The 20,900-nt window shown below is 72.4% G+C and carries 21 protein-coding genes and 1 pseudogene; 13 read left to right on the plus strand and 9 right to left on the minus strand.

The window, feature by feature from the left end; genetic code table 11:
• Positions 1-125: 125 nt before the first annotated feature.
• From BLW86_RS30470 to BLW86_RS30480, 3 genes are all read right to left on the minus strand, one after another.
• Entirely contained in the window at positions 126-995 is an 870-nt protein-coding gene (locus BLW86_RS30470) for a sigma factor-like helix-turn-helix DNA-binding protein (RefSeq protein ID WP_093877011.1), read from the minus strand.
• 183 nt (positions 996-1,178) lie between these two features.
• Positions 1,179-2,633 carry an argininosuccinate synthase gene (gene argG, locus BLW86_RS30475; RefSeq protein ID WP_093877012.1) on the minus strand — a complete coding sequence of 485 codons (1,455 nt, stop codon included), beginning with the start codon at positions 2,631-2,633 and terminating at the stop codon, positions 1,179-1,181.
• A 14-nt stretch (positions 2,634-2,647) separates the two neighbouring features.
• Positions 2,648-3,301, minus strand: a complete 654-nt coding sequence (locus BLW86_RS30480; protein WP_093877013.1) for a hypothetical protein — start codon at positions 3,299-3,301, stop codon at positions 2,648-2,650.
• Positions 3,302-3,553: 252 nt separating this feature from the next.
• Between BLW86_RS30480 and argC the strand changes: the two genes are divergently transcribed.
• The 5 genes from argC to BLW86_RS30505 are packed head-to-tail and all read left to right on the plus strand — an operon-like array spanning position 3,554 to position 8,366.
• Entirely contained in the window at positions 3,554-4,582 is a 1,029-nt protein-coding gene (gene argC, locus BLW86_RS30485; RefSeq protein ID WP_093877014.1) for an N-acetyl-gamma-glutamyl-phosphate reductase, read from the plus strand.
• Entirely contained in the window at positions 4,579-5,730 is a 1,152-nt protein-coding gene (argJ, locus tag BLW86_RS30490; protein ID WP_093877015.1) for a bifunctional glutamate N-acetyltransferase/amino-acid acetyltransferase ArgJ, read from the plus strand. The genes argC and argJ overlap by 4 nt, the downstream gene beginning before the upstream one ends.
• Positions 5,727-6,632, plus strand: a complete 906-nt coding sequence (gene argB, locus BLW86_RS30495) for an acetylglutamate kinase (RefSeq protein ID WP_093877016.1) — start codon at positions 5,727-5,729, stop codon at positions 6,630-6,632. The genes argJ and argB overlap by 4 nt, the downstream gene beginning before the upstream one ends.
• The gene (locus BLW86_RS30500; protein WP_093877017.1) at positions 6,629-7,828 is read left to right on the plus strand and encodes an acetylornithine transaminase; all 1,200 of its coding nucleotides are present in this window, start codon (positions 6,629-6,631) and stop codon (positions 7,826-7,828) included. Before argB ends, BLW86_RS30500 begins: the two co-directional genes overlap by 4 nt.
• A 7-nt stretch (positions 7,829-7,835) precedes the next feature.
• On the plus strand, positions 7,836-8,366 hold the full coding sequence (locus BLW86_RS30505; protein ID WP_030214728.1) for an arginine repressor: 531 nt from the start codon (positions 7,836-7,838) through the stop codon (positions 8,364-8,366).
• Positions 8,367-8,376: 10 nt separating this feature from the next.
• On the opposite strand, the gene BLW86_RS30510 is transcribed toward BLW86_RS30505, so the two are convergent.
• Both BLW86_RS30510 and BLW86_RS30515 read right to left on the minus strand, forming a co-directional pair.
• Positions 8,377-9,066, minus strand: coding sequence for a L,D-transpeptidase family protein (locus tag BLW86_RS30510; RefSeq protein WP_093877018.1), 690 nt, complete (start codon positions 9,064-9,066; stop codon positions 8,377-8,379).
• Between the two features lie 46 nt (positions 9,067-9,112).
• Positions 9,113-9,712 carry a pyridoxamine 5'-phosphate oxidase family protein gene (locus tag BLW86_RS30515; protein WP_093877019.1) on the minus strand — a complete coding sequence of 200 codons (600 nt, stop codon included), beginning with the start codon at positions 9,710-9,712 and terminating at the stop codon, positions 9,113-9,115.
• Positions 9,713-10,070: 358 nt separating this feature from the next.
• Between BLW86_RS30515 and argH the strand changes: the two genes are divergently transcribed.
• Positions 10,071-11,498 (plus strand): argininosuccinate lyase, encoded by a 1,428-nt coding sequence (argH, locus tag BLW86_RS30520; RefSeq protein WP_093877020.1) that lies wholly within the window; start codon positions 10,071-10,073, stop codon positions 11,496-11,498.
• A gap of 11 nt (positions 11,499-11,509) precedes the next feature.
• Here argH and BLW86_RS30525 read toward each other — a convergent pair whose 3' ends face one another.
• Positions 11,510-12,019 (minus strand): HAD domain-containing protein, encoded by a 510-nt coding sequence (locus BLW86_RS30525; protein ID WP_093878956.1) that lies wholly within the window; start codon positions 12,017-12,019, stop codon positions 11,510-11,512.
• Positions 12,020-12,104: 85 nt separating this feature from the next.
• Between BLW86_RS30525 and BLW86_RS30530 the strand changes: the two genes are divergently transcribed.
• Positions 12,105-12,656, plus strand: coding sequence for a TetR/AcrR family transcriptional regulator (locus BLW86_RS30530; RefSeq protein ID WP_256341471.1), 552 nt, complete (start codon positions 12,105-12,107; stop codon positions 12,654-12,656).
• Positions 12,653-14,182 (plus strand): MFS transporter, encoded by a 1,530-nt coding sequence (locus tag BLW86_RS30535; protein WP_093877022.1) that lies wholly within the window; start codon positions 12,653-12,655, stop codon positions 14,180-14,182. Before BLW86_RS30530 ends, BLW86_RS30535 begins: the two co-directional genes overlap by 4 nt.
• A gap of 111 nt (positions 14,183-14,293) precedes the next feature.
• Here the strand turns inward: BLW86_RS30535 and BLW86_RS30540 are convergent, their stop codons facing one another.
• Complete coding sequence (locus BLW86_RS30540) at positions 14,294-14,965, minus strand: lysophospholipid acyltransferase family protein (protein WP_093877023.1); 672 nt, start codon at positions 14,963-14,965, stop codon at positions 14,294-14,296.
• Between the two features lie 241 nt (positions 14,966-15,206).
• On the opposite strand from BLW86_RS30540, the gene BLW86_RS30545 reads away from it, so the two are divergent.
• From BLW86_RS30545 to BLW86_RS30555, 3 genes and pseudogenes are all read left to right on the plus strand, one after another.
• Positions 15,207-16,379: a glycerophosphodiester phosphodiesterase gene (locus BLW86_RS30545; RefSeq protein WP_093877024.1), complete on the plus strand. Its 1,173-nt coding sequence runs from the start codon at positions 15,207-15,209 to the stop codon at positions 16,377-16,379.
• Positions 16,380-16,781: 402 nt separating this feature from the next.
• Positions 16,782-17,303 (plus strand): annotated as a pseudogene (locus BLW86_RS30550) (sigma-70 family RNA polymerase sigma factor); the annotation flags it as partial.
• A 36-nt stretch (positions 17,304-17,339) separates the two neighbouring features.
• Entirely contained in the window at positions 17,340-17,828 is a 489-nt protein-coding gene (locus BLW86_RS30555) for a GNAT family N-acetyltransferase (protein WP_093877025.1), read from the plus strand.
• Here the strand turns inward: BLW86_RS30555 and BLW86_RS30560 are convergent.
• Both BLW86_RS30560 and BLW86_RS30565 read right to left on the minus strand, forming a co-directional pair.
• A complete protein-coding gene (locus BLW86_RS30560; protein ID WP_093877026.1) occupies positions 17,825-18,247 on the minus strand; it encodes a hypothetical protein in 423 nt (140 codons plus the stop codon). The two genes, BLW86_RS30555 and BLW86_RS30560, sit on opposite strands and share 4 nt — an antisense overlap.
• 2 nt (positions 18,248-18,249) lie before the next feature.
• Positions 18,250-18,612, minus strand: a complete 363-nt coding sequence (locus BLW86_RS30565; RefSeq protein ID WP_093877027.1) for a hypothetical protein — start codon at positions 18,610-18,612, stop codon at positions 18,250-18,252.
• Between the two features lie 560 nt (positions 18,613-19,172).
• Here BLW86_RS30565 and BLW86_RS30570 point away from each other — a divergent pair.
• Together BLW86_RS30570 and BLW86_RS30575 are read left to right on the plus strand one after the other, a co-directional pair.
• On the plus strand, positions 19,173-20,225 hold the full coding sequence (locus tag BLW86_RS30570; protein ID WP_177181790.1) for a methionine ABC transporter ATP-binding protein: 1,053 nt from the start codon (positions 19,173-19,175) through the stop codon (positions 20,223-20,225).
• On the plus strand, positions 20,222-20,890 hold the full coding sequence (locus BLW86_RS30575; RefSeq protein WP_093877029.1) for a methionine ABC transporter permease: 669 nt from the start codon (positions 20,222-20,224) through the stop codon (positions 20,888-20,890). Before BLW86_RS30570 ends, BLW86_RS30575 begins: the two co-directional genes overlap by 4 nt.
• Positions 20,891-20,900: the final 10 nt, after the last annotated feature.

Genomic DNA, 20,900 nt, shown 5'->3' on the forward strand with positions numbered 1-20,900 from the left:
GAGGTCGAGGACACACGGGTGGCGTGAGTGCGGGTCCTCGGCTAGGAGATTCGGGGCGTCGACATGCCACCGAGGCTAACGGAGTCGCCCCGTCGAGTGCACCGGAATTTCTCCCGGCCCGTGCCTCAGCTGTCGGGAAAGGCCAGGTCGAGGGCGCGCACCCGGTCCTCCCCGCTGGTCAGGGCGAGGGCGACGATGCGCCCTCGGCGGAGGGTGGCACCGACCGCCGAGACCGGTCGGCCGGCGGCGAAACCGACCGCGCCGACGGCCCCGTCGACCAGCGCGGGCCGGGACACGTCCGCGCACCGCGCGAAGGCGGCGGCCGTCTCGGCGACCGCGGCGACCCCGTGCACCGGGCCGCCCTCGGAGTACGCCACGACGTCCGGGTCGAGGACGGCCACCAGCGCACGGGTGTCACGCGCGCGTGCGGCCGCCAGGAACCGGTCCACCACCGCGCGCTGCCGTCCCCGCTCGCCCTCGGGGCGGGCCGCCCCGCCGCCCCGGAGCCGCTCCCGCGCCCGCCGGGCCAGCCGCGCCGCCGCGTCAGGGGAGCCGCCGATGATCCGCGCGGTCTCGTACGGGGGCAGCCCGAACACATCGTGCAGGACATAGGCGAGCCGCTCGTCACCCCCGAGCCTCTCCAGCATCACGAGCAACGCCAGCCACAGGGAGTCCACGTCGCGGCGCGGGCCCCCACCGCTCCCGGCGCCCGCGTCCCCGGCCCATGGCACCCGCCCGCCCCCGTCAGGCCCCCCGCCCCGCCGTCCCTCCGCTCCCCGCTCCTGGAGTCCCCGCACGCACGCCTGGCCCACGGCCGCCGTGAGCCAGGCGCGTACCGTCGCACCGTCGTCCCGCCCGAGATCCGCCCGCGCCGCCGCGAGCGCCGCCTCGGCCTCCGCCGGGGAGCCCGTGATCCGCAGCGCGACGGCCCGCAGCTGCTCCTCGTGGGCGTCGAACCGCCCGGTCAGGGCGGTCAGAAACGTGTCGTCGTGCATGGCGTCTCACTCCTCGTCGGTCCCGTCACCGCGTTGACGCGAGGACCCGTCGGGATGTGACAGCGACCGTTCCGGGAGCTCGCGGGACCGGCGCCCGGGCAGCGGAAAGGCCGGTCCGACACAAAAAAGGCCGGTCCGACACAAAGGTGTCGAACCGGCCTTCCAGGAGGGTGGTGCCGTGCGTCAGTCCGTGCCGAACTCCATCGCGGCCCGGTCCAGCATCTCCTCGTCTTCGGAGACCTCGCCGCGGGAGGCGATGGCCTCGGCGCCGCCCTCGGGCATCTGCGGCATGGTGCCGATCAGCCCGGTCGCGGCCGCCTGGGCGGCACCGATGGCGGGGCTGCCGGTGCCGATCAGGCCGAGGCCGGCGTACTGCTCCAGCTTGGCGCGGGAGTCGGCGATGTCGAGGTTGCGCATGGTGAGCTGGCCGATCCGGTCCACCGGGCCGAAGGCCGAGTCCTCGGTGCGCTCCATGGACAGCTTGTCCGGGTGGTAGCTGAAGGCCGGGCCCGTGGTGTCGAGGATCGAGTAGTCCTCGCCGCGCCGCAGCCGCAGCGTCACCTCGCCGGTGACGGCCGCGCCGACCCAGCGCTGGAGGGACTCGCGGACCATGAGGGCCTGCGGGTCCAGCCACCGGCCCTCGTACATGAGCCGGCCGAGACGACGGCCCTCGTTGTGGTACTGGGCGAGGGTGTCCTCGTTGTGGATCGCGTTGACCAGGCGCTCGTACGCGGCGTGCAGCAGGGCCATGCCGGGGGCCTCGTAGATGCCGCGGCTCTTGGCCTCGATGATCCGGTTCTCGATCTGGTCGGACATGCCCATGCCGTGGCGGCCGCCGATGGCGTTGGCCTCCATCACCAGGTCGACGGCGGAGGGGAACTCCTTGCCGTTGATCGACACCGGGCGGCCCTGCTCGAAGCCGATGGTGACGTCCTCGGTGGCGATCTCGACCGAGGGGTCCCAGAACTTCACGCCCATGATCGGGTCGACGGTCTCGACGCCCGTGTCCAGGTGCTCCAGGGTCTTGGCCTCGTGGGTGGCGCCCCAGATGTTGGCGTCGGTGGAGTACGCCTTCTCGGTGCTGTCCCGGTAGGGGAGGTCATGGGCGAGCAGCCACTCCGACATCTCCTTGCGGCCGCCCAGTTCGGTCACGAAGTCCGCGTCCAGCCAGGGCTTGTAGATCCGCAGGTGCGGGTTGGCGAGCAGGCCGTAGCGGTAGAACCGCTCGATGTCGTTGCCCTTGAAGGTCGAGCCGTCGCCCCAGATCTGGACGTCGTCCTCGAGCATCGCCCGGACCAGCAGGGTGCCGGTGACGGCGCGGCCGAGCGGGGTGGTGTTGAAGTAGGCGCGGCCGCCCGAGCGGATGTGGAACGCGCCGCAGGTGAGCGCGGCAAGGCCTTCCTCGACCAGCGCGGCGCGGCAGTCGACCAGGCGCGCGATCTCGGCACCGTAGGTCTTCGCGCGGCCGGGCACCGAGGCGATGTCGGGCTCGTCGTACTGGCCGATGTCGGCGGTGTAGGTGCACGGGATGGCGCCCTTGTCGCGCATCCATGCGACGGCGACGGACGTGTCGAGGCCGCCGGAGAAGGCGATGCCGACGCGCTCGCCGGCGGGCAGGGAGGTGAGGACCTTGGACATGGGAAGAGTATGCATCATCGCGCATGGTCATGCAAAGGGGTGGCTTGCGAGGAGCTCGTGCCTTCCGGTGCGGACCAGTACGGACCGCCCCGGAACAGCACGCTGCCGTGGTGACGCGGCCGGTCGGCGCGCTCGTGGGCCGCGTCGGAGCGGTCGGCGGGGGCCGAGCGCCGGGCGAGGGCCCGGAGGGCCGCCAGGCCGGCCAGGACCTCGTCGCGGCGGGCCGCGGACTTCATCCAGGCCGGGAGTCGCGCGAACATCGCCAGGGTCGGGGAGGCGTGGCGATGGCGCAGCCGCGCGCCCACGTAGGCGGCGAGCGCGTCGACGTGCTCCTCGTCGTAGGCCCACAGGACGCGTCCCGCGCAGCGGGTCTGCAGCCAGAGCGGCCGCCGGAAGAAGGGGTCCTCCGTGCCGCCGGGCGCCACGCCGACCAGGGCGGCGCCCCGCTGCTCGGCCGCCCACTCGGCGACCGCCCCGCAGCCCCCGCAGGTGAGGCGACGGGGTTCGAAGAGCAGGTGCCGCGGCTCCGGGAGGTCGAGCCGGGGGGTGACGAGCGCGCGACCGCCGCACCTCGGGCAGGCGACGAGGATCCGCCCGGTGAAGCGGACGAGCCAGGTGCCGTGGTCGTGGTGGCGGACCGGTCCGGGGTGCGCGGGCTCGGGGCTCATGGGGCCACCCTGGCAGGCCGTGCCGCGCCGGGCCACCGGGTAAGGGTCGGGCGCGCGGCGGCGCGGGACGGGGACCGGGTGCGCGGCGGCACGGGATGGGGGTCGGACGCGCGCCGACGCGGGATGAGGGCCGGGCGCGCGGCGGCACCGGGCGAGGTCCGGGCGCGCGGCCCGCCGGCCCCGCCCGTCCGGTGATCGTTGCATAAAAGTTCGCGGGTACGTATAGTCATGCCATCCATGAGGAGGGTTTCGATGACGGTACGAGTAGCAGTGGCGGGTGCGAGCGGATACGCGGGCGGAGAGCTCCTGCGTCTCCTCGTCGCCCACCCCCACGTGGAGATCGGGACGCTGACCGGCCACTCCAACGCCGGCCAGCGGCTCGGGGCCATCCAGCCCCACCTGCTCCCGCTCGCCGACCGCGTCCTCGCGCCCACCACCGCCGAGGAGCTCGCCGGACACGACGTGGTCTTCCTCGCGCTGCCGCACGGCCAGTCCGCCGCCGTCGCCGAGCAGCTCGGGCCCGACGTGCTCGTCGTCGACATGGGCGCAGACTTCCGCCTCAAGGACCCGGCCGACTGGGAGACGTACTACGGCTCTCCGCACGCCGGGACCTGGCCCTACGGCCTCCCCGAACTGCCGGGCGCCCGCGCCGCGCTCGAGGGGTCCAAGCGCGTCGCGGTCCCCGGCTGCTACCCGACCGCCGTCTCGCTCGCGCTCTTCCCGGCGTACGCGGCCGGCCTCGCCGAGCCCGAGGCCGTGATCGTCGCCGCCTCCGGCACCTCCGGCGCCGGCAAGGCACTCAAGCCGCACCTGCTCGGCAGCGAGGTCATGGGCAACATGTCCCCGTACGGCGTCGGAGGCGGCCACCGCCACACGCCCGAGATGATCCAGAACCTCAGCGGTCCGGCGGGGGAGCGGGTCACCGTCTCCTTCACGCCCACCCTGGCGCCGATGCCCCGCGGCATCCTCGCCACCTGCACCGCCTCGGCGAAGCCCGGCGTCACCGCCGAGACCGTACGGGCCGCGTACGAGAAGGCCTACGCGGACGAGCCCTTCGTCCGTCTGCTCCCCGAGGGGCAGTGGCCGGCGACGTCGTCCGTCTACGGTTCCAACGCCGTTCAGGTGCAGGTCGCGTACGACGCGAACGCGAACCGGATCATCGCCATCAGCGCCATCGACAACCTCACCAAGGGCACCGCCGGCGGCGCGGTGCAGAGCATGAACATCGCCCTCGGTCTCCCCGAGGACACCGGACTTTCCACGATTGGAGTCGCTCCATGAGCGTCACCGCAGCGAAGGGATTCACGGCGGCGGGCATCGCCGCCGGGATCAAGCAGAACGGCAACCCGGACCTGGCCCTCGTGGTCAACACCGGGCCCCGCCGCGCCGCCGCGGGAGTCTTCACCTCCAACCGCGTCAAGGCCGCCCCGGTCCTCTGGTCCCAGCAGGTCCTCGCCGGCGGCGAGCTGACCGCCGTCGTCCTCAACTCCGGCGGCGCCAACGCCTGCACCGGCCCCAAGGGCTTCCAGGACACCCACGCCACCGCCGAGAAGGTGGCGGAGGTCCTGAACATCGGCGCCGGGGAGGTCGCCGTCGCCTCCACCGGCCTCATCGGCGTCCTGCTCCCCATGGACAAGCTGCTCCCCGGCGTCGAGACGGCCGCCGCCGAACTCTCCGAGCACGGTGGCGAGAAGGCCGCCATCGCCATCAAGACCACCGACACCGTCCACAAGACCTCCGTGGTGACGAAGGACGGCTGGACGGTCGGCGGCATGGCCAAGGGCGCGGGCATGCTCGCCCCGGGCCTCGCCACCATGCTCGTCGTCCTCACCACCGACGCCGACGTCGACGCCAGGGGCCTCGACTCCGCCCTGCGGACCGCCACCCGGCTCACCTTCGACCGGGTCGACTCCGACGGCTGCATGTCCACCAACGACACCGTCCTCCTCCTCGCCTCCGGCGCCGCCGGCGTCACCCCCGCGCAGGACGAGTTCGCCGAGGCCGTACGGGCCGTCTGCGACGACCTCGCCCGGCAGCTCATCGGCGACGCCGAGGGTGCCAGCAAGGACATCCGCATCGAGGTGGTCAACGCCGCGACCGAGGACGACGCCGTCGAGGTGGGCCGCTCCATCGCCCGCAACAACCTCCTCAAGTGCGCCATCCACGGCGAGGACCCCAACTGGGGCCGGGTGCTCTCCGCCATCGGCACCACCTCCGCCGCCTTCGAGCCCGACGAGCTGAACGTCGCCATCAACGGCGTCTGGGTCTGCAAGAACGGCTCCGTCGGCGAGGACCGCGACCTCGTCGACATGCGCTACCGGGAGGTCACCATCACCGCCGACCTCGCCGCCGGCACGGAGTCCGCCGTCATCTGGGCGAACGACCTCACCGCCGACTACGTCCACGAGAACAGCGCGTACTCCTCATGACCAACACCGCGCGGAAGCACACCGCCCTCCCGAAGGCCCAGATCTTGATCGAGGCCCTGCCCTGGCTCACCCGCCACCACGGCAAGACCGTCGTCATCAAGTTCGGCGGCAACGCCATGATCGACGACGACCTCAAGGCCGCCTTCGCCCAGGACGTCGTCTTCCTGAGGCACGCCGGCCTCAAGCCGGTCGTCGTGCACGGCGGCGGCCCCCAGATCAACCGCGCCCTCGACCAGGCGGGCCTGGTTAGCGAGTTCAAGGCCGGCCTCCGGGTCACCACCCCCGAGGCCATGGACGTCGTACGGATGGTCCTCGCCGGCCAGGTCCAGCGCGAGCTCGTCGGGCTGCTCAACCAGCACGGCCCCTTCGCCGTCGGCATGACCGGCGAGGACGCCCACACCATCACCGCCACCAAGCACGAGCCGGTCATCGAGGGCGAGCGCGTCGACATCGGCCGCGTCGGCGAGATCACCGCCATCGAGACCGGAGCCATCGAGGCGCTCCTGGAGGACGGCCGGATCCCGGTCATCTCCTCCATCGCCCGCTCCCAGGACGACGGACATGTCTACAACGTCAATGCTGATACGGCGGCTGCGGCACTCGCTGCGGCGCTGGGTGCCGAGACCCTGATGGTCCTGACCGACGTCGAGGGCCTCTACGAGGACTGGCCGAACAGCGACGAGGTCATCAGCAGACTGACCGCGAGCCAGCTGGAGAAGCTCCTGCCCGACCTCTCCAGCGGGATGGTCCCCAAGATGGAGGGCTGCCTGCACGCCGTACGGAACGGGGTCACCACGGCCCGCGTCATCGACGGCCGGGTCCAGCACTCGATCCTGCTGGAGATCTTCACCGACGAGGGCATCGGCACGATGGTCGTGCCGGACGGACAGGGGGACCGATGACCGGCAACACCGAGCTGACCCAGCGGTGGCAGGGCTCGCTCATGAACAACTACGGCACCCCCCGGCTGCCGCTCGTCCGCGGTGAGGGCGCCAAGGTCTGGGACGCCGACGGCAAGGAGTACCTGGACTTCGTCGGCGGCATCGCCGTCAACGCCCTCGGCCACGCCCACCCGGCGGTCGTCGAGGCCGTGTCGCGGCAGATCGCGTCCCTCGGTCACGTCTCCAACCTCTTCGTCGCCGAGCCGCCCGTCGCCCTCGCCGAGCGGCTCCTGAGCCTCTTCGGCCGGCCCGGCAAGGTCTTCTTCTGCAACTCGGGCGCCGAGGCCAACGAGGCCGCGTTCAAGATCGGCCGGCTCACCGGCCGCTCCCACATGGTCGCCACCGACGGCGGCTTCCACGGCCGGACCATGGGCTCCCTGGCGCTCACCGGCCAGCCCGGCAAGCAGACCCCGTTCCTGCCGCTCCCCGGCGAGGTCACCCATGTCCCGTACGGGGACGTGGAGGCGCTGCGGGCCGCGGTCACCGAGGACACCGCCTTCGTCATCATCGAGCCCGTCCAGGGCGAGAACGGCGTCGTCGTCCCGCCGGCCGGCTACCTCGGGGCCGCCCGCGAGATCACCCGCGCCACCGGCACCCTGCTCGTCCTCGACGAGGTCCAGACCGGCATCGGCCGGTGCGGCCACTGGTTCGAACACCAGGCCCACGAGGGCGTCGAGCCCGACGTCGTGACCCTCGCCAAGGGCCTCGGCGGCGGCCTTCCCCTCGGCGCGACGGTCGCCTTCGGCGAGGCCGCGGAGCTCTTCGCGCCCGGCCACCACGGCACCACCTTCGGCGGCAACCCGGTCGCCTGCGCCGCCGGACTCGCCGTCCTGGACACCCTCGGCGCCGACGCGGCCCTCGACCACGTGAAGTCGGTGGGGGAGCGGCTGCGCCAGGGAATCGAGGGTCTGGGGCATCCACTGGTCTCCCACGTCCGTGGTGCGGGCCTCCTGCTGGGTATCGTGCTCACCGGGCCCCTCGCACCCCAGGTGCAGCAGGCGGCCCAGGACGCCGGCCTCCTGGTGAACGCGCCCGCCCCCGACGTCGTACGGATCATGCCTCCGCTGGTCCTCACCGACGCCGAGGCGGACGCCTTCCTCCAGGCCCTGCCCGGGGTCCTGGACGAGGCGAACGGGCAAGGACGAACCGGAGAATGAGACGACGATGACCGACGCGCAGGAGAACGAGCACGGCGGGCCGTCCGTTCCGCAGACCCGCACCGCACGCCACCGCAGGATCGTCGACATCCTCAACCGGCAGCCGGTGCGCTCGCAGAGCCAGCTCGCCAAGCTCCTCGCGGACGACGGACTGAGCGTCACCCAGGCGACGCTCAGCCGCGACCTCGACGAGCTCGGCGCGGTGAAGATCCGCAACACCGGGGGCGAGCTGATCTACGCGGTGCCCAGCGAGGGCGGCTTCCGCACCCCGCAGGCGCCGCTCGGCGAGTCCGCCAAGGAGGAGCGCATGCGCCGCCTCTCCGGCGAGCTGCTGATCTCCGCCGAGGCCTCCGCCAACCTCGTGGTGCTGCGGACCCCGCCGGGCGCCGCCCAGTTCCTCGCGTCGGCCATCGACCAGGCCGAACTCCACGCCATCCTCGGCACCATCGCGGGTGACGACACCCTGCTGCTCATCAGCCGCGACCCGGTCGGCGGACAGGCACTCGCCGACCACCTGCTGAAGCTGGCGCAGAAGTAGGCGACCCGGCTCAGTAACGCGTGATCGCCGTCGGACCGCCCCGCGTTCCGACGGCGATGTGCGGTCGGCGCGCGGGATCCGCCCAGGCGAGGACCGCGCGCATCGCGCCGGCCGGCACGGAGACGCAACCGGCCGTCGCCCCGCGCCCGTCGACGTGCAGGAAGATCCCGGCCCCGCGCCCGCGCACCGGACGCTCGTAGTTGAAGCCGATGACGAGCGCGTACGCGTACTGCGTGCCGTACGCGGCGAGATGCTCGGCCTCGGCGGCCCGGCAGTCGCGGGGCAGCCCCTCGACCCAGCGGTTGTACGCGCGGGAGGCGTTGTCCTGGCACCACCAGGAGCGTCCGGTGACCCGGGCGTACGGGAAACGGGTCCCGGCGGGCCTCGCCCGCACCCCGAAGGCGTACGGCAGCTGGTAGAGCCCGGTGGGCGTGGTGTTCGTGCCCTGCCGGCGCGAGGCGCCCTCGGCGAGCCCCCTCGCCCCGAACCGGGCGGGCGCGGACCCCGCCGCCACCCATCGCCCACCGCGCCGGTCCCACCAGGTCAGCGTCCCCGTCGTGGCGCCCGGGTCCGGGGCCTCGGCGGTGATCAGCTGGGAGCCCCCGCCGGTGTCGGCCATCCGCCCGGGCAGCGGTACGGGTGCGGGCGGGACGCCCGGGGAGGAGAGCAGGACGGCGCCGAGGGCGAGAAGGATGCGCATGGCGCGACGCTAGGGGCGCGAACGGGTCCCCGCCCGTCGTACGGGGCTATTCGGCGGGCAGCGGGGGCAGCGGGAGCGGCAGCCCCGGCAGGCCGTCGAGGCTGCTGCCGATGTGGTCCTTCCGCTCGCAGTACGCGTTGAACTCCTCGTCCGTCTTCCGGTTGAAGTACTCGGCGTGCAGCGACCGGTCCTCCCGGTACTCCATCACCGGGACGGCGAACCCGCACGCGTCGCTGACCCGCCGCGCGTGCACGAGGATGATCGCCCGCGCGCTGCCCTGCCCCTCGACGGCCTCGGCCGGGAACCGCGCGAACAGCTCGCCCCAGCGCGGGTCGTCCCGCAGCACGACCTCCCCGGTCCCGTGCACCCGCACGACGGTCGGCGGCCCGGAGAACGCGGTCCACATCAGCGTGATCCGGCCGTTCCCCGGCTCCCGCAGATGCGCGATCGTCTCGGCGCCGCTGCCGCCGAAGTCGACGTAGGCGAGGGTCAGTTCGTCGAGCACGACGAGGGTGCCCTGGCGGCCCTTGGGGGAGAGGTTGACGTGACCGTCGCCGGTGAGGGGGGCGGTGGCGGTGAAGAAGACCGGCTGCTCCTCGATGAAGGCCCGAAGCCGCCCGTCGATATGCTCATACGTTTTTCCCATGCCCTGATTCTCCCGCCTCGCGGCCGCCCGAAGCGGTGGGCCCGTTCCTCGGGAGGCGCTTCACCTTCGGGGCGTCAGTTCCTGAGCCCGGCACGGGAGTCGGCGCGCAGCTCCGGCCTCCCGCCGCGACGGCACCCCGCCCCTCCCGTGTGGTCTGCGCCCCGCCGCGGGCGCCCGTCGCGACGCCTCCGGTCGGGTGGCCCTCGCGGTGTCGGGCCCTCCGCGCGCGCCGCGCGGGAGAGGGTGTCCGGGAGGGGCACCCGTAGACCCTGATTGACAAAACATACGGCGCTCCGCATAGTTATGCCTAACAGTATCGACCCCGCGTCATCCGCCCACGTTCGATCGAGGAGCAGCAGTGAGCAGCAACAACGGTGACGTCCGGCTCTGGGGCGGACGGTTCGCCGACGGCCCCGCCGAGGCCCTGGCGAAGCTCTCCGCTTCGGTCCACTTCGACTGGCGTCTCGCGCCGTACGACATCGCCGGATCCCGCGCCCACGCGCGCGTGCTGCACAAGGCCGGCCTGCTCACCGAGGACGAGCTGACCCGCATGCTCGCCGGGCTCGACCAGCTGGAGGCGGACGTCGCCGACGGCTCCTTCGTCGGCACCATCGCCGACGAGGACGTCCACACCGCCCTGGAGCGGGGCCTCCTGGAGCGCCTCGGCGCCGAGCTCGGCGGCAAGCTGCGCGCCGGCCGGTCCCGGAACGACCAGGTCGCGACCCTCTTCCGCATGTACCTGCGCGACCACGCCCGGATCATCGGCGGCCTCGTCGCCGACCTCCAGGACGCCCTCGTGGGCCTCGCCGAGGCCCACCCGGACGTCGCCATGCCCGGCCGCACGCACCTCCAGCACGCCCAGCCGGTGCTCTTCGCCCACCACGTCCTCGCCCACGCCCAGTCCCTCTCCCGGGACGCCGAGCGGCTGCGGCAGTGGGACACCCGGACCGCCGTCTCCCCGTACGGCTCCGGCGCCCTCGCGGGTTCCTCCCTCGGGCTCGACCCGGAGGCGGTGGCGAAGGACCTCGGCTTCGAGCGGGGCTCGGTCGGCAACTCGATCGACGGCACGGCCTCCCGGGACTTCGTCGCCGAGTTCGCCTTCATCACGGCGATGATCGGCGTCAACCTCTCGCGGATCGCCGAGGAGATCATCATCTGGAACACGAAGGAGTTCTCCTTCGTGACCCTGCACGACGCCTTCTCCACCGGCTCGTCGATCATGCCGCAGAAGAAGAACCCGGACATCGCCGAACTGGCGCGCGGCAAGTCCGGCCGCCTCATCGGCAACCTCTCCGGTCTGATGGCCACCCTCAAGGCCCTCCCGCTCGCCTACAACCGGGACCTCCAGGAGGACAAGGAGCCGGTCTTCGACTCCTGCGACCAGCTGGAGATCCTGCTCCCGGCCTTCACCGGCATGATGGCGACGCTCACGGTCAACCGCGACCGCATGGAGGAACTGGCCCCGGCCGGCTTCTCCCTCGCCACCGACATCGCCGAGTGGCTGGTCAAGCAGGGCGTGCCGTTCCGCGTGGCGCACGAGGTGGCCGGCGAGTGCGTGAAGGTCGCCGAGTCCGAGGGCAAGGAGCTGGACGAGCTCACGGACGAGCAGTTCGCCAAGATCTCCGAGCACCTCACCCCCGAGGTCCGCACCGTCCTCAACGTCCCCGGCGCCCTCGCCTCCCGCGACGGCCGCGGCGGCACCGCCCCCTCGGCGGTCGCCACCCAGCTGATCGAGGTCAAGGCGGACCTGGTGATCCAGCACGCCTGGGCCGAGGCCAAGAAGTAGCCCTCAGCACGTCACAGCGCCGCCGCCCACTCCGCGAGCGCGTCGAAGTCCGGCCGGGTCAGCCCGATCCGTTCGTCGACGCGCAGCAACAGGGCGGCGGCGAGGTGGTTCTGCTCCACGTACTCGTGGTCGTACGGGGTGATGTCGTCGTCGATCCAGGCGAACGGCCGCCCCGCCGCGTACTCCAGGATGTACTGCGTCTTCCAGAAGGTCCCGCGAGGGGCCTTTCCGTGCATCCGGGACCAGTCGATGTACGGCAGCTCCGGCAGCCCGAGCCGGGGTCCGATCCAGTCGTTCGCCTCGCCCTTCCAGGTCGTCGCCCACACCAGCTCGTACGCCTCCGCCAGCGCGAGCAGCTCGCCGCCGTGCTCCGGATGGAGCCACACCCGCAGCGGCTTCGCCCCCGTCCAGCCCGTCGGGCTCATCCGGTGGGTCTCGTACCCCGCCGGGCGCCGCTCGGGCCGCGCCGCATAGGGATTCAGCGGCCCGTCGACGTCGATCAGCAGCAGTGGCTTCGTCATGATCACAGCATTCCGTCCCTGCCCTCAGTGAGGCTTTGAAATATCGAATGAGACACTGATGTCTCACGCGGTGTACGCTTGTCTCATGTCAGTCGATCGCACCCAGGTGCTCCGTGCCGCCGCCGCCCTGCTCACCCGCAAGGCGACCGCCACCATGGACGAGGTCGCCCGGGCCGCCGGGATCGGGCGGGCCACGCTGCACCGGCACTTCGCCGGGCGGGACGCCCTGGTGCGGGCGCTCGAAGAGCTCGGGCTCCAGGAGCTGGAGGCGGCCCACGACCGGGCCCGCACCGGCGAAGGGCCCGCCGACGAGGCCGTACGGCGGCTCGTCGCCGAGGTCGAGCCCGTCGCCCCCCTGCTGTCGTTCCTCGTCACCGAGAACCAGCTCTTCGAGGGCGACCAGCAGAACGAGGGCTGGGAACGCCTCGACGCCCGCGTCTCCGCGCTCTTCCGGCGCGGACAGGAACAGGGCGTCTTCCGCATCGACCTGACCCCCGCCTGGCTCACCGAGGCCTTCTACGGGCTCATCGGCTCCGGCGCCTGGGCCGTGCAGGACGGCCGGGTCGCCGCCAAGGACTTCCAGTACATGATCGCCGAGCTGCTGCTCGGCGGAGCGCGCAGGAGCGTGGAGAAGTGACCACCAGCATCAGGACCGAGAGCCATATCGAGGGCGTGCGCCGCCCCGGCCGGTGGCTCGCCCTCTCCGTGCTCGTCCTGGCCGTCCTCCTCGTGGCGGTCGACGCCACGGTGCTCGGCCTCGCCACCCCCTTCCTCTCCGAGGACCTCAAGCCCTCCGGCACCCAGCTCCTCTGGATCGGCGACGTCTACTCCTTCGTCATCGCCGGGCTCCTGGTCTCCATGGGCAGCCTCGGCGACCGCATCGGCCGCAAGAAGCTGCTGCTGATCGGCGCCACCGCCTTCGGTGCCCTCTCGGTCCTGAACGCCTACGCGACCAGCCCCGAGATGATGATCGTGGCCCGCGCCCTCCTCGGCGTCGCCGGCGCGACCCTCATGCCGTCGACCCTCGCGCTCATCCGCAACCTCTTCCACGACCCGCGCGAGCGCAGCCTCGCCATCGGCATCTGGGGCGCCATGGCCTCGGCCGGCGCCGCCGTCGGACCCGTCGTCGGCGGGTTCCTCCTGGAGCACTTCTGGTGGGGCTCGGTCTTCCTCATCAACCTGCCCGTCATGGCCGTCCTCGTCCTCGTCGGCGCCAAGCTGATCCCCGAGTCGAAGAACCCGAACCCCGGCCCGTGGGACCTGCCCAGCGTGGCCCTGTCCCTCGTCGGCGTCATCGCGGTCGTATACGCCGTCAAGGAGCTGGCCTCCCACGGCCTCTCCCCGGACGCCGGCGTCGCCGCACTCATCGGTGCCGCCGCCCTGACCTGGTTCGTCCGCCGGCAGCTCACCCTGCCCGCGCCGCTCCTGGACATGCGGCTCTTCCGCCACCGCGGCTTCTCCGGCGCCGTCCTCGCCGACCTGCTGACCATCCTCGGCCTCTCCGGCCTGGTGTTCTTCCTGTCCCAGTTCTTCCAGCTGGTCCAGGGCCGCCAGCCCCTGGAGGCCGGTCTCGCCGAACTGCCGGCCGCGATCGGCGCCGTGACGGCCGGTCTGGTCGCCGGCGTCGTGGCCCGCCGCTTCTCCGTACGGTCCGTGGTGGCCGGCGGTCTCGCGGCGGTCGGCCTCTCCCTCGCCGTCCTGACGACGCTCGACCAGCACACCGGCTACCCGCTGCTCGGCGCGAGCCTCCTCGTCGTCGGCGTGGGCGCGGGCTTCGCCTTCACCGTGACCGCCGACGTGATCCTCTCCAGCGTCCCGAAGGAGCAGGCCGGAGCCGCCTCCGCCGTCTCCGAGACCGCGTACGAACTGGGCGCCGCGCTCGGCATCGCCGTCCTCGGCTCCATCGTGACCGGCGTCTACCAGGGCTTCGTCACCCCGGCCGGCGTCCCCTCGGACATCGCCTCGGCCGCCCACGAGTCGCTCGGCGGCGCGGTCGAGGCCTCCGGCGGCCTCGCCCCCGCGACGGCGACCGCCCTGGTCTCCTCCGCCCAGGACGCCTTCGTCGACGGCCTGCGGATCGCGGCCGGCGTCGGCGCGGCGGTCCTCCTCGCGACGGCGGTCGCGGCCTGGTTCCTCCTCAGGGGCCAGAAGCTGGAGAAGTGACCGGACCGTTGTGGGCAATCGTTCCGCAGGGCGGAACGGGTGGGCACAAGACGACGGGGGCGGCGCCCCTTCCGGAACGCCGCCCCCGAGTGCCCGTCTTCGGCGGAGCCGCTACGCCGCCTTCGCCTTCGTGGCGTACATGTCCACGTACTCCTGGCCGGAAAGACGCATCACCTCGGCCATCACCGAGTCCGTCACCGCCCGCAGGACGTAACGGTCGCGGTCCATCCCGTCGTAGCGGGAGAACTCCATCGCCTCGCCGAAGCGGACCGTCACCTTGCCCGGGCGCGGGAAGCCCGCCCCGCCCGGCTGGATCTTGTCGGTGCCGATCATCGCGAACGGCACCACCGGCGCCCCGGTCATCAGGGTCAGCCGCGCGATGCCCGTACGGCCCCGGTACAGCCGGCCGTCGGGGGAGCGGGTGCCCTCCGGGTAGATCGAGAAGATCTTGCCCTCCTCCAGCACCCGACGGCCCGTCATCAGCGCCGCCACACCGCCGCGGCCGCCGTCCCGGTCCACCGGGATCATGCCGACGCTGGTGAAGAACCAGGCCATCGCCCGGCCCTTGAGGCCCTTGCCCGTCACGTACTCGTCCTTGCCGATGAAGTAGACCGGACGGTCCAGGCAGATCGGCATGATCATCGAGTCGATGAAGGTCAGGTGGTTGCCCGCGAGGATCACGGGACCCGTCCCGGGGATGTTCTCGGCGCCCTCCACGCGGGGGCGGAACATCAGGCGCATGACCGGCCCGAGCACTGCCTTGATGATCGCGAGACGGGACAACGGTTCCTCCGGTGGGAAGCGGGTCGGTCGAGTTGTCGAGACGACGGTTGCAGCTGGCGACGATACTCGCGGGTCACCCTCACGCGCACATCGGGTTCACCGAGCGGATACACAGTGTTGACGCGTGTTTCCGCCATGTTCCGCCGAGGTCTGCCGCCCGTAGGGCCCCGCTGCCTAGCGTCGGGGACAACAGTTGACAGGTGCGGGACATCACACCGCGGCTCACACAGGAGGATCCCTCATGACCCAGGGCGAACGCCGGACCCCGGCACGGCGGACGGTTCTCGGAGCGGCGGGCGCCACCGTCCTCGGCGCCTCCACGGCCCTCGCGGCCGGCACCGGCACCGCGCAGGCCGTCGGCCAGGACCGCACGCCCGGCCGCGGCCACGGCTACCGCTCCCTCCCCGTCCCCACCGTCATCGGCCACCGCGGCGCCAGCGGCTACCGCCCCGAGCACACCCTCGGCTCCTACCGGCACGCCCTCGACCTCGGCGCCCACGTCGTCGAGCAGGACCTCGTCCCCACCCGGGACGGGCACCTGGTCTGCCGCCACGAGAACGACATCACCGGCACCACCGACGTCGCCGACCACCCCGAGTTCGCCTCCCGCAGGACCACCAAGACCGTCGACGGCGTCGCGCTCACCGGCTGGTTCACCGAGGACTTCACGCTCGCCGAGCTCAAGACCCTGCGGGCCAAGGAGCGCATCCCCGGCACCCGCCAGGAGAACACCCTCTACGACGGCCGCTGGACGGTCCCCACCTTCGAGGAGGTGCTGCGCTGGGCCGAGGAGGAGGGCCGCCGCCGGGGCCGCGAGATCTGGCTCCACGTCGAGACCAAGCACCCCAGCTACTTCCGCTCCCTCGGCCTCGGCCTGGAGGAGCCGCTCGCGAAGCTCCTGCGCCGCTACGGACGCCACCGCGCGAACTCCCCCGTCTTCCTCCAGTCCTTCGAGCCCAGCAGCATCCAGCGCCTGGCGAAGCTGGTCGACGCCCCCGGCGTCGTCCTGCTCTCGGGCGCGAGCAGCCGCCCCTGGGACTTCGTCGAGGCCGGGGACCCGCGCACGGTCGCCGACCTGGTCACGCCCGAGGGCCTCGCCTGGATCGCCTCGTACGCGCAGGGCATCGGCCCCACGCTCGACCTGGTCATCCCGAAGGACGCGAGCGGCCGGCTCGGCACCCCGACCACCCTGGTCCGCGACGCGCACGCCGAGGGGCTGATCCTCCACCCGTACACGCACCGCAACGAGAACACCTTCCTGCCCGCGGACTTCCGCAAGGGCACGGACCCGACGGCGTACGGCGACGCCTTCGGAGCGCTCAAGCGGTACCTGGAGACGGGGATCGACGGCATCTTCTCCGACAACCCGGACACCGCCCTGCTCGCCGCCGCGGACCTCGCCGCCCGCGACTGATCCGACTGATCCGAAGAGGGGGCCGTACGGCCGGGCCGCCGGACCGTACGACCCCCTCCCGGGTGGTTTACGCGCCGTACCGCAACCACGACCGCGCACCCCGGCATCGTGCCGGTCATGACGACCCCCGAGACCGCCCCCGCACCAAAGGCCCTGGCCGTCCAGGACCCCGAGACCGCCCCCGAGGCCCCGGACGCCCAGGACCAAGCCGCCGCCCCCGCCTCCGAGGCCCCGGACGCCCAGGACCAAGCCGCCGCCCCCGCCTCCGAGGCCCCGGACGCCCAGGACCAAGCCGTCGTCCCCGCCTCCGGCCTCCCCGCCTCCGGCCTCCCCGCCTCCGGCCTCCCCGCCTCCGGCCTCCCCGCCTCCGGCCTCCTCGCCTCCGGCCTCCCCGCCTCCGGCCTCCTCGCCGCCCTCGCCCCCCTCCTCTCCGCCGAGTCCGACGCCGAGGCGCCGGCCGCCGGCGTCGATCCGGGCGACCTCGAACAGGCCGTCTGGCTCCGCCTCCTGGAGCAGCTCCGGCAGACCGGCGCCGCTCCCGAACGGCCCGCCGAATGGCTGCGCCGCGCCGTCCGCGCGGAGGCGCGCCGCGCCCGCAGGACCCACGACCGGGAACGCCCCTACCGGGACGAACCCGCCCACGAGCCGGGCGGCGCCGAGCCCCACGGCTCCCCGGAGCACTCCCTGCTGGTCGCCGAGGGCCGCCGCACCCTGCGCGCCGCCGTCACCAGGACCCCCGGCCGCTGCCCGAAGGTGCTCACCGCGATGCTCGACCCGGGGGACCCCACCTACCGCGAAATCGCAGGGGAGTTGGGTATCTCACAGGGCAGTCTGGGGCCGATGCGTTCCCGTTGCCTGGGATGCCTGCGCAGAATGCTGGCTGCGGAGGTTCCCGCCCCCGGTCGACGGGGAAGGGTGCGGTAAACCGATGATCGACAGATGAGCGGGAGGCGTGCACACATGGGCCTGAGTGTGACCATCTCAGCAGCGGACGCGCAGGACGCGGAGCACATCCTGAAGCTGCAGTACCTCTGCTACCAGAGCGAGGCGGAGCTGTACGGGGACTGGTCCATCGAGCCCCTCACCCAGTCGCTCGACGCCCTGCGCGCCGAACTGGCCGAGGGACACGGACTCGTGGCCCGGCTCGGCGACGAGGTCGTCGCCTCCGTGCGGGCCCGCCTCGACGAGGACGGCACCGTGCGGATCGCCAAGCTGATCGTCCACCCGCGCATGCGGCGGCACGGCCTCGGCGGCCGGCTCCTCGACGGCATCGAGCGCCACTTCGCGGCCACCACCGAGGCGACGACGTCCGCCAAGCGCTTCCAGCTCTTCACCGGCCACCGCAGCGAGGGCAATCTGCGCCTCTACCGCAGCAAGGGGTACGAGCAGGTCGCCACCCGCGAGCTCGGCCCGAAGCTCACCCTGGTGACCCTGGAGAAGGCCGCCTAGGCGGCCTTCGACCTCCGCAGCCACCAGATGCCGGTCAGCGGCAGCAGCACCGGGATGAAGACGTAGCCGTAGCCGAAGTCCGACCAGACCGTGGCGTCCGGGAAGGCGGACGGCTCCACCAGCGTCCAGGTCCCCACGATCAGCACGCCCGCGAGCTCGGCGGCGCAGCACACCAGCGCCGCCCTGCGGGCCTTCTCCCCACCGCGTACCAGCGTGTACGTGATGAAGACGTAGACGACCGCCGCCACCGCCGACAGGGCGTACGCCAGCGGCGCGCGGTCGAACTCGGTGGCGATCTGGTAGATCGAGCGGGAGACCGCGCCGACCGACATCACGCCGTACAGCCAGACGAGCAGCATGCCAGGGCCGGTGACGAGACGGGTCTTCGCGCCCGCCGTCTTCTCCTGCGTCTCGGTCATGGTCAGCCCACCGTCCAGATGTCGTAGAGGCGCACTTCGAGCACGGCCAGGACGACCGCGCCGGCCGCCACCGTCGCCGAACCCCACCGGCTGCGCTCCGCGAGCGACATGAAACCGGCGATGGGCACCGCGCACAGCGCGCCGAGCAGATAGGCGACGAAGATCGTCGTGCCCTCCTCGGCCTTCTCGCCGCGCGCCAGCTGCACGATGCCGACGATCAGCTGGACCAGGACCAGGAAGGTCACCACGGCCATGCCGACGAAGTGCCAGTCCTTGGTCGACTGGTCCCGGAAGGCGGCGAAGCCGCACCAGGCGGCGAGGGCGAGCGCGGCCACGGAGACCGCGACCGTCAGGGCGTCAAGCATGCGCCCGAGGGTATTACGGCCCGAACGCCCCGATGCGCTCGCCCCCCGCTCCCCCGGCGCCCCGCTCACCGCGTGGTCTTGGCCACATCCCGTGCCCCGCGGCGGTCCCCGCCACGGCCGGAGCGGAGACGGCTCGCGCCAGGCCACGCCCGAGAAGGCGCACCGCGCGCCGTCCCCGGCGCGTCCGCCTGGCGTCTCAGTGATGTCCGCTATTCGGACGGACCGCTTCCCTTCGCAGCTGCGCATGTTTTACTTGCAGCCATGACCACGACGAGCAACCGCACCCTTGCGACCGAGGCGAACACGACGCCCGGTGCTCGTTGTATGTGTCGAATGTGCGCCATCTGAGGGCCCCCGCCGAGCCTCGCGCCCCGAAGCGAGACCCCGACGGCCGAGCCGATCCGCCCGCCACCCGGCGCCGGACCGTGCCTGCCCCGCGCACCGCTGCCCACCGGCCACCAGCCGGCCGGAACAGCCTCCCGTGCGCCTGACTGTCCGAAGACGAATGCCCCGTGCGCGACGGACCCCGCGTCGCGCACTCGACAGTGACGGAAACCCCTGTGATCACCACTTCGGGCCTGACCAAGGTCTACGAGTCGCGCGGCCGACAGGTCACCGCTCTGGACGGAGTCGACCTCCACGTCCGCGAGGGCGAGGTGTTCGGCGTCATCGGTCAGAGCGGCGCCGGCAAGTCCTCGCTCATCCGCTGCGTCAACCTCCTGGAGCGCCCCACCTCCGGCACCGTGACCGTCGACGGCGTCGACCTCACCGCACTGGCCGGAAAGAGCCGCCGCGCCGGCAAGGACCTGCGCCGGGCGCGCAGCAGCATCGGCATGGTCTTCCAGCACTTCAACCTGCTGTCCTCCCGCACGGTCAAGGACAACATCGAGCTCCCCCTGGAGATCCTCGGCGTCTCCGGCGCCGAGCGCTCCCGCCGGGCCCTGGAACTCCTCGACCTGGTCGGCCTCGCCGACAAGGCGAAGTCCTACCCCGGCCAGCTCTCCGGCGGCCAGAAGCAGCGCGTCGGCATCGCCCGCGCCCTCGCCGGCAACCCCAAGGTCCTGCTCTCCGACGAGGCCACCAGCGCCCTCGACCCGGAGACCACCCGCTCCATCCTCCAGCTCCTGCGCGACCTCAACCGGCAGCTCGGCCTCACCGTCCTGCTCATCACGCACGAGATGGACGTCGTCAAGACGATCTGCGACTCCGCCGCGCTCATGCAGAAGGGCCGCATCGTCGAGTCCGGCACCGTCGGCGAACTGCTCGCCACCCCCGGCTCCCAGCTGGCGGCCGAACTGTTCCCGGTCAGCGGCGCCCCCACGGGCCCCGACCGCACCGTCGTCGACGTCACGTTCCACGGCGAGGCCGCGACCCAGCCGGTCATCTCGCAGCTCTCCCGCACGTACAACATCGACATCTCGATCCTCGGGGCGGCGATGGACACCGTCGGCGGGAAGCAGATCGGCCGGATGCGGATCGAGCTCCCCGGACGGTACGAGGACAACGTCGTCCCGGTCGGCTTCCTGCGCGAGCAGGGCCTCCAGGTCGAACTCGTGGAAGACGACGCACAGCAGGCCGCCGCGCCCGTGCTGGTGAAGGAAGGTGCCAAGTGACCTGGTCCGAGATGCAGCCCCTCCTGGAGCAGGGCACCGTCGACACCCTCTACATGGTCCTGTGGGCCACCGTCGTCACCATCGTCGGCGGCCTGCCGCTCGGCATCCTCCTCGTCCTCACGGACAAGGGCGGACTGCTGCAGAACCGGCCGGTGAACAAGGTCGTCGGTGCGATCGTGAACATCGGGCGTTCGCTGCCGTTCATCATCCTGCTGATCGCCCTGATCCCCTTCACGACCTTCGTCGTCGGCACCTTCATCGGCCCGACCGCGATGATCGTGCCGCTCGCCATCGGCGCCATCCCCTTCTTCGCGCGCCTCGTCGAGACGGCGATCCGCGAGGTCGACCACGGACTCGTCGAAGCCGTCCAGGCCATGGGCGGCGGCATCCCCACCATCGTCCGCAAGGTGCTGCTCCCGCAGGCCCTGCCCTCGCTGGTCTCCGCCGTCACCACCACCGTGATCGTGCTCATCGGCTACTCCGCGATGGCCGGCGCGGTCGGCGGCGAGGGCCTCGGCTCCAAGGCCGTCACCTACGGATACCAGCGCTTCGACACCACGTTCATGCTGGTCACCGTCGTCGTCCTGGTCCTCGTCGTGACCGTCGTCCAGCTCATCGGCGACGGAGTCGTCCGACTCCTCGCCCGCCGGGGCCGCACCGCGTAACGACCCCCGG

It is taken from the genome of Streptomyces sp. TLI_105, assembly GCF_900105415.1.
Lineage (GTDB): Bacteria > Actinomycetota > Actinomycetes > Streptomycetales > Streptomycetaceae > Streptomyces.

Coding starts and splice junctions, on each gene's coding strand:
- BLW86_RS30470 (WP_093877011.1), bottom strand. CDS start 995: ATGCACGACGACACGTTTCTGACCGCCCTGACCGGGCGGTTCGACGCC.
- argG (WP_093877012.1), bottom strand. CDS start 2,633: ATGTCCAAGGTCCTCACCTCCCTGCCCGCCGGCGAGCGCGTCGGCATC.
- BLW86_RS30480 (WP_093877013.1), bottom strand. CDS start 3,301: ATGAGCCCCGAGCCCGCGCACCCCGGACCGGTCCGCCACCACGACCAC.
- argC (WP_093877014.1), top strand. CDS start 3,554: ATGACGGTACGAGTAGCAGTGGCGGGTGCGAGCGGATACGCGGGCGGA.
- argJ (WP_093877015.1), top strand. CDS start 4,579: ATGAGCGTCACCGCAGCGAAGGGATTCACGGCGGCGGGCATCGCCGCC.
- argB (WP_093877016.1), top strand. CDS start 5,727: ATGACCAACACCGCGCGGAAGCACACCGCCCTCCCGAAGGCCCAGATC.
- BLW86_RS30500 (WP_093877017.1), top strand. CDS start 6,629: ATGACCGGCAACACCGAGCTGACCCAGCGGTGGCAGGGCTCGCTCATG.
- BLW86_RS30505 (WP_030214728.1), top strand. CDS start 7,836: ATGACCGACGCGCAGGAGAACGAGCACGGCGGGCCGTCCGTTCCGCAG.
- BLW86_RS30510 (WP_093877018.1), bottom strand. CDS start 9,066: ATGCGCATCCTTCTCGCCCTCGGCGCCGTCCTGCTCTCCTCCCCGGGC.
- BLW86_RS30515 (WP_093877019.1), bottom strand. CDS start 9,712: ATGGGAAAAACGTATGAGCATATCGACGGGCGGCTTCGGGCCTTCATC.
- BLW86_RS30525 (WP_093878956.1), bottom strand. CDS start 12,019: ATGACGAAGCCACTGCTGCTGATCGACGTCGACGGGCCGCTGAATCCC.
- BLW86_RS30530 (WP_256341471.1), top strand. CDS start 12,105: ATGTCAGTCGATCGCACCCAGGTGCTCCGTGCCGCCGCCGCCCTGCTC.
- BLW86_RS30545 (WP_093877024.1), top strand. CDS start 15,207: ATGACCCAGGGCGAACGCCGGACCCCGGCACGGCGGACGGTTCTCGGA.
- BLW86_RS30555 (WP_093877025.1), top strand. CDS start 17,340: ATGGGCCTGAGTGTGACCATCTCAGCAGCGGACGCGCAGGACGCGGAG.
- BLW86_RS30560 (WP_093877026.1), bottom strand. CDS start 18,247: ATGACCGAGACGCAGGAGAAGACGGCGGGCGCGAAGACCCGTCTCGTC.
- BLW86_RS30565 (WP_093877027.1), bottom strand. CDS start 18,612: ATGCTTGACGCCCTGACGGTCGCGGTCTCCGTGGCCGCGCTCGCCCTC.